We start from the raw sequence: 6,424 nt of genomic DNA on the forward strand, positions 1-6,424 counted from the left end.
TGCGGCTTCTACCCGGGCAGTCATCCCGGAGAGCAGAAGGTCGGTCGGGCCGTGAGCTATCAACAGGCGCGCGATGCTTTCCAGGCGGCCTGGAGCGTTTTCTTGTCCAACAGGTCGCCGCGCGATTTCGCGGAGTGGCGCGAGCACAAAGCGTTCACGGCCTGGAAATATGCGATGTGGGACGCGGGATGCCGTCTGCCAACGCAAACCAAGTCTGGGCAGTCACGCTGCTTCTGCGGCGCTGTGATCGACCTTAGGACGGCCGAACAGCACATCTACTCCAGCCATATGGCAGCAGCGAACAGCCTTGTTCCTGGAGCCCATTGATGTGCAATCTCTACTCGATCACCACCAACCAGGCCGCGATCACGGCGCTCTTTCAAACCACACGCCAGTCCGAGGGCAATCTTTCCCTGATGTCTGGCGTTTTCTTAGAATGTCCAGCACCGTCCATTCGCGGCGCATAAAGCGGCGGCATCTTATCTTGAGACGTGGTCAGCTCGTTCGTTCAACGTCTCTACGCCAAACGCCTCATAAATCTTCGCGAGTTCCTTTTCACAAATGTCAATCGCATCGAGAATTAACTGGCATTGCTTCGCCAAGCGATCGGCGAGAGCGCGATCATTCTGCATCCGTCCCGTGATCTGACTGACCGATTGTCTCCAATAGGTCAGTTTAAGTTCGATGAAGCGCGGATCTCTTTTTGACTCGTTGATCAACAAGTTGTCGATCTGACGGCACGCCCCTAGGAGCGGATTACGAACTGGCAGAACGATAAGCTCTGACATTGCAAGCCGCTTCCTGAAGTATCCCGTCGACGAGTGCCGTTTCCAGGTTAGGCGGCACGCACCGTATCGAGGAAGCTCCTCACTTCGTCTTTCAAGCGGCTCGAGTCCTTTGACAGAACCTGCGCAGCCGAAAGCACCTGAGTTGACGCGGTGCCGGTCTCGCCTGCGCCGCGCTGGACCTCGGCGATATTCGAAGACACTTGCCCCGTACCAAGCGCCGCCTGCTGAATGTTACGAGATATCTCTTGAGTCGCCGCGCCTTGTTCCTCGACTGCAGCAGCAATCGTCGACGAGATCTCGGAAAGCCGCTCAATAGTACCGGAGATATCCCTGATCGCGCCGACAGACTCTTGCGTGGCCGCCTGAATTCCACTGATCTGTTGGCCAATCTCACCGGTTGCCTTAGCGGTCTGTTCGGCCAGTGCCTTGACTTCGGTGGCGACAACCGCAAAGCCTCGACCGGCCTCGCCAGCGCGCGCCGCCTCGATCGTTGCATTGAGAGCGAGCAGATTGGTCTGCCCTGCAATCGTATTGATCAGCTCGACGACGTCGCCGATGCGGGCGGCTGCCCTCGATAGCTCACTGACCTGATCGTTGGTTTTGCGCGCTTGCTGCACAGCTTCACTCGCCATTCGCGCCGATTCCTGAACCTGACGGCTAATCTCGTTGACCGATGATGATAGTTCTTCGGTAGCCGACGCAACCGACTGTACGTTCGTTGACGCCTCTTCGGAGGCAGAGGCAACCGTGGTGGCCAAGCCCCGCGAGCGCTCTGCGGTCGACGTCAATGAAGTAGCTGACGCCTCGAGCTCTGTAGACGCGGACGAGACGGTATCAACAATTTCGCCAACAGCCTTTTCGAATCGATCGGCCATGTGGTGCATGTCCGCGCGTCGTTGGGCCGCCATTCGAGCCTCAGCCTCCTTTTGCTCCGCCTCCATCCTGATCTTGGCGAGTCCATTTTCCTTGAACACCAGAGCCGTCTTGGCGACGTCTCCGACTTCATCCTCGCGATCCGTGCTGTGAACAGACACGTCGTAATTGCCACTCGCCAATAACTGAAGCAGCGCAACAATCGCTTGGATTGGCCGGCTGACGCCGAACTGCCCGACCAATACGCCGATGACGAGACCAGCGATCACGCTGACGACCGAAATAATGATCATGACGCGCGATGTCGATTCATATTCGTCAGCTGTTTCTTTCTCGAACTCCTCGGCCCGCTGATCGAGACGATCAGCAAGCGCGTGGACTTTCCCCTGCAGCCCTTCTGCTGAAGTACGACTCTTCATCACGACTTCAAGCAACTTATGAGCGGTTTCCGTCGTCTTGGCCGTCGACGCCGCCTCTTCCGCTGCAAAGGTTGCTTTTAGATCTTCCTCGTACGCCGAAATGGCGTCACGAACGGCTGGCAGCATGGCTTTGGCTTGCTGATCAGGAGTTTTCTCGACCTCAGCCAACCGCTCCCTCAACTGCTTGAGCTGCTCTTCCGCCACCTGACGAGCCGCTCGGCGGTTCTCGTCACTCGGGTCGAGCGCACCACGAAATTCCGCCCGGTTGATTGCTATCACGTTCTGGTTCACGCGCGCAGCATCCAACGAGCGCTTTGCAGCAGCAGCCATTCGCTCGGCGTTCTCGTTCTGGTCGCGCAAGGCCCCCATTGCGATATAGGCTAGCGTCCCCATCAGCGCACTCAGCATCAGCACAATCGCGAGTATCTTCGTCAAAATCCGAAATCGGCCAAGAAACTGCACATCAAGCTCCGTTGGTTGACAGGCGAGCGGCTACGCATTGACCTGGATCAAAGTGTCGCAGCGCTGCGATGTTATGTCGCGGCGCGCGCTACGAGACTGTTAACTTGAGATGAGAACCGTAATCTTACGGAGTGCTCGGCGAGCTAGGATCGTGGGTCCACTGCGTCCCGACCGGTGGACCCGAGCGGGACGCGATCGCTACCTCACTCCGCCGTCTTGCGCGGCCGCGACCAGAGGAGCGTGTAGCCCTCGCCGCCTTCGTCGTCGAACAGGTTGGCGTAGATCGGGGCGTTGAACGAGGGGTCGTCGAGCTTGAGCGAGAGATAGTCGCGGCCCTCCTCGGAGCGGCGGGCCCAGGCAGCGCCGATCTCGACCCGGCCGGCGTAGACGCGGTGGCTGGGCGCGTTCTCGCTGGAGCGGTTGGCTTCGGGGACGATGCGCACGCCCTTGGCCTTGAGGCTCAGGGTGATGATCTCGCCCTGGAAATCGTCGCCGACCTTCTTGAAGGAACCGATGGAAGCCATGTTGTCTCTCCTTGGCTGGTTCGGGCCGCGACCACCGCGGCCTCGATGGCGCATGTCGGGCCGAAGACGATCAACGGCGCACCCGAAGGGCTGAAGCGGCAGCGGAGGACGCCGCCGGCCAACTTTCTTGTCCCGCGAGGAATGGGCGCCTTCGCCCAGGGGAAGAAAGTTGGCCGGCGGCGTTGCGCTCAGGCGATCGAGGCGCAGCCGGTCTTCGGACAGATCAAGCCATCAAGAGGCAAGGTGCGTCGCGAGCCGATCAGTTGCAGGAGAGACATGGCGACCCGCGGCATACAAGACGTCCGACAGACCAAGCGTACGATCAGAAATTCCCGAAAAGAATGGCGCGTGCTAATCGAACGCCCATGCCCGCGACGGCCTGACGCGAACCAGCCATACCTTCACCGGGAAGTTCGTTCAGCCGCCGGCCCTGCCTCAGAGAGACGCGGCCCACCTGCGCTCAGCCTGCCATGTCCCGCGGTTCAAACGCCTCATCGCGGACTGCTCAAGCCACAGGCGGCTGGGCTGTGCAACCCAGGTTCACAGCCGTGAGGAGTGGAGAGACTGATCGCCGTCCTGAGTAGACTGCAACCGACGGGACAGGTCGTTATGGAGCAACTGCTGCAGAGCGTATCCAGCAACCAGGAGGGCACCCGACCATCCGATGATTTCGCGCCAGAACGGTGAAAGCTCGGCAATCAAGGCAGCGGCTCCAAACGCGACTTGCCGACCAGCCATCGCTGCCGGGATGAGAAACGCGGCTGCCACAAGCCCGCGTAGCAGCAAGGATGTCGAAGAGGCGAACAGGGCGCGGCCGATCATCAAGGTAAAAACTGCCGCGGTAATGCCGGCCAAAATCGCCACGCCTAAGCCTGCATTCAGGACCGTCATGCCGACGGTGACCGCGACAAAGAACGGCAGAGCATGGACCGCAAGCTTGAACACCGCACGGCCCAAGAGCCCGACGCTGACCAGTCCAAGGATGAGAGCAATCGCGAGCATGGTGGTGGCCTCCGTGCAAAGCTGTGACGGGATGCGCCTTCCACCACCACCGCGGCGCAATCCAAACACGATGCATCGTGATTTGGACGAAGTTGAGGAGAGTCAGGCGAACGATCGAGGTGGTCTACGCACGAGGTCGACGAGTTGACGGCGCTCACGCGCCGCCCTTGCCGAAGGTCCAGACGGGAATGCCGAGACGACGGGCCTTGTCGGCGAGGTTGCCCTGGATCCCCGAACCCGGGAAGACCATGACGCCGATCGGGAGTGTCTCCAGCATGGCGTCGTTGCGCTTGAAGGGTGCAGCCTTGTTGTGCCTGGTCCAATCGGGCTTGAAGGCGATCTGCGGCACCTTGCGGTTTGCCGCCCATTTGGACGCGATCAGTTCGGCGCCTTTCGGCGAGCCACCATGCAGGAGGACCATGTCCGGATGCTTAGCGTGGACCTTGTCGAGGCGATCCCAGATGAGTGCGACGTCGTTGAAGTCCGGCCCGCCGGTGAGTGCGATCTTCGGCCCCTGAGGTAGCATGACCTCGGTCTCGGCGCGGCGCTTGGCGGCGAGGAAGTCGCGGGAGTCGATCATGGCCGCGGTCAGCGTGCGATGGTTGACCTGGGAGCCCGATCGCGGCCGCCACGGTGAGCGCGTATGCAGCTCGAAGGCCTCCGCGGCGAGGTCGCGGAACAGTTCCAGGGCATTGCGGCGCTCGACCAGCGACAGCCCTTCCGAGGTCAGGCGCTCGAGCTCCACGGAGCGGACCTCTGAGCCGTTCTGCTCACGCTGGCTGGTCCGCTGCGCCTGCTCGTTGTCGTCGAGCTCGCGCTCTGTGCGCATCGTCGCGCGGTGGAACAGGTTGACCGTCGACCAGAGGAGATCCTTCAGCTCGGGCTCGACGCGAGTGTCGGAAAGCGTCGCGACGAGCGCATCGAAGATGTCGGCCACGGCGCCAGCGATCGCCCTGCCTTCCGGCAGCGGCCGCGGATCTGGCTCGTCGTCGAAGGGCCGGTAGCCATGCAGCTGGAGTTCGGCCAGGGCGTAGTCAGTCGTCGATTGGTTACCGCGCGGGTCGTGCGTCTCGTCGTGCTGGTCGGACATGGTCATCTCGTCTGTGATCGCTGACCGCGCCGATCGCGGCCTTCCATAGCGATCTCCAAGACGGCGGGCGGACCGGACCAGAACCCGCTGATCCCCTCGGGGAGCAGCGGGCCGGAGCAACAGCGGAGGATGGCGGTGCGCGGCTATTTTGCCTCGCGATGCAAAGGCCCGCTCGCGGGCCGGCGGAAAATAGCGGCGCACCGCCATTGCCGGACCGGGCAGGCTGCTGTCCGATCGCCTCTGAAGAAGGCCCCGGCGCGCTTTCGGAGGTCACAGATGAGACGATTATGTTCGGGTGGCGGGCGACGAGGCAGTGTCCACAAGCCGCATCCAGCCGGTGCCTCAAGCCTTGTCCCCGTCCACGAAGCGCGCGGCGTCCTTGAGCAAGAGCTGATGCCGCACCACGCCCCGGAGCTGGACTTTCCCAAGAAGCCGCAGATCCTCGTTGAAGTCCTCAAGGCGAGGACACAAGGCTATCGCCTCGATGTTGGCGTCGAGCGCCCGTGCGGTCAGGGCCTCAGCGGCGGCCATGCCGGCACCATCTGCATCGACGGCGATATAGAGCCGGCGCAGCGTTGCCGGCCAGAGCAGGGTCGCGAGGTGGTTGGCCGAGAGCGCCGCGGCCACGGGCAAGGATGGCAGGACCGTGCGCAACGACAGCATCGTCTCGATGCCCTCACCAGCCGCCATGACGTCGTCGGCGATTCCAAAGCGAACGGCATGTCCCAACAGCTCACCCATGGCCCGCCGCGGCGTGTCGATCGGGGCCTTGCCGAGGCGTCGATCATCAAAGCTGCCAGGATCGAGCCAGGTGCGGTGAACCCCGGTGATCCGACCCTCAAGATTGGTCACAGCGGCAATCAGGGCAGGCCAAGTCTCGACGGTCGTGGCATCATCCGGACGATAGAAGCATTGTGGATGGAAGCGCAGAGTCTCTGCGCCTACGGGCGGATCGATGTCGCGATTGCGCAAATACACCTCAGCCAGCGTCCCAGCGAGCGGCTGGGCCATCGCAAACAACCGGCGAGCCGCCTTGACTGGGTCTCTGGAGCGCCGGAAGTCCTTTCCCCGAGCCGGAGGCTCCCGCTGCGCGCGCGGCAGCTTCAAGAACCGCCGCGCCTCCTCGGCGATCTCGCGAAAGCTGCGCAGTCCGCAGGTCTGGCCGATCACGTCGAGCAGATCGCCGTGTTCACCGGTTGCGGCATCGGTCTTATGTTCAACTGCACATAAGACTGAATATGTTGCGGCGAAGATTATGTTGCGGCT

Annotated in this window: 7 protein-coding genes and 1 pseudogene; 2 read left to right on the forward strand and 6 right to left on the reverse strand. The window is 61.9% G+C overall.

Features of this window, described 5'->3' with window-relative positions; genetic code table 11:
- Positions 1-327, forward strand: a 327-nt coding sequence (locus BRAS3809_RS30935; RefSeq protein WP_052523514.1) for a hypothetical protein, incomplete at its 5' end; no start/stop codon positions are given.
- Positions 327-464: pseudogene (locus BRAS3809_RS37805) on the forward strand (SOS response-associated peptidase); the annotation flags it as partial. The gene BRAS3809_RS30935 and the pseudogene BRAS3809_RS37805, both read left to right, overlap by 1 nt.
- Positions 465-479: 15 nt before the next feature.
- Here the strand turns inward: BRAS3809_RS37805 and BRAS3809_RS30940 are convergent.
- From BRAS3809_RS30940 to BRAS3809_RS30965, 6 genes are all read right to left on the reverse strand, one after another.
- Entirely contained in the window at positions 480-788 is a 309-nt protein-coding gene (locus BRAS3809_RS30940) for a hypothetical protein (protein WP_008965953.1), read from the reverse strand.
- 47 nt (positions 789-835) lie between these two features.
- The gene (locus BRAS3809_RS30945) at positions 836-2,542 is read right to left on the reverse strand and encodes a methyl-accepting chemotaxis protein (RefSeq protein ID WP_008965954.1); all 1,707 of its coding nucleotides are present in this window, start codon (positions 2,540-2,542) and stop codon (positions 836-838) included.
- 203 nt (positions 2,543-2,745) lie between these two features.
- Positions 2,746-3,066, reverse strand: coding sequence for a DUF736 domain-containing protein (locus BRAS3809_RS30950; protein ID WP_006611602.1), 321 nt, complete (start codon positions 3,064-3,066; stop codon positions 2,746-2,748).
- Between the two features lie 540 nt (positions 3,067-3,606).
- Entirely contained in the window at positions 3,607-4,068 is a 462-nt protein-coding gene (locus tag BRAS3809_RS30955) for a hypothetical protein (protein WP_008965955.1), read from the reverse strand.
- Between the two features lie 154 nt (positions 4,069-4,222).
- A complete protein-coding gene (locus BRAS3809_RS30960) occupies positions 4,223-5,158 on the reverse strand; it encodes a DUF2493 domain-containing protein (RefSeq protein WP_008965956.1) in 936 nt (311 codons plus the stop codon).
- Positions 5,159-5,500: 342 nt separating this feature from the next.
- On the reverse strand, positions 5,501-6,424 hold a 924-nt coding region (locus BRAS3809_RS30965; RefSeq protein ID WP_139017481.1), incomplete at its 5' end, for a DUF7146 domain-containing protein.

This window comes from Bradyrhizobium sp. STM 3809, assembly GCF_000239795.1.
Taxonomy (GTDB): domain Bacteria; phylum Pseudomonadota; class Alphaproteobacteria; order Rhizobiales; family Xanthobacteraceae; genus Bradyrhizobium.

What these genes read in the sequence shown, in the direction of transcription:
- BRAS3809_RS30950 (WP_006611602.1), bottom strand. Translation starts at nt 3,066, where the DNA reads ATGGCTTCCATCGGTTCCTTCAAGAAGGTCGGCGACGATTTCCAGGGC.
- BRAS3809_RS30940 (WP_008965953.1), bottom strand. Translation starts at nt 788, where the DNA reads ATGTCAGAGCTTATCGTTCTGCCAGTTCGTAATCCGCTCCTAGGGGCG.
- BRAS3809_RS30960 (WP_008965956.1), bottom strand. Translation starts at nt 5,158, where the DNA reads ATGTCCGACCAGCACGACGAGACGCACGACCCGCGCGGTAACCAATCG.
- BRAS3809_RS30955 (WP_008965955.1), bottom strand. Translation starts at nt 4,068, where the DNA reads ATGCTCGCGATTGCTCTCATCCTTGGACTGGTCAGCGTCGGGCTCTTG.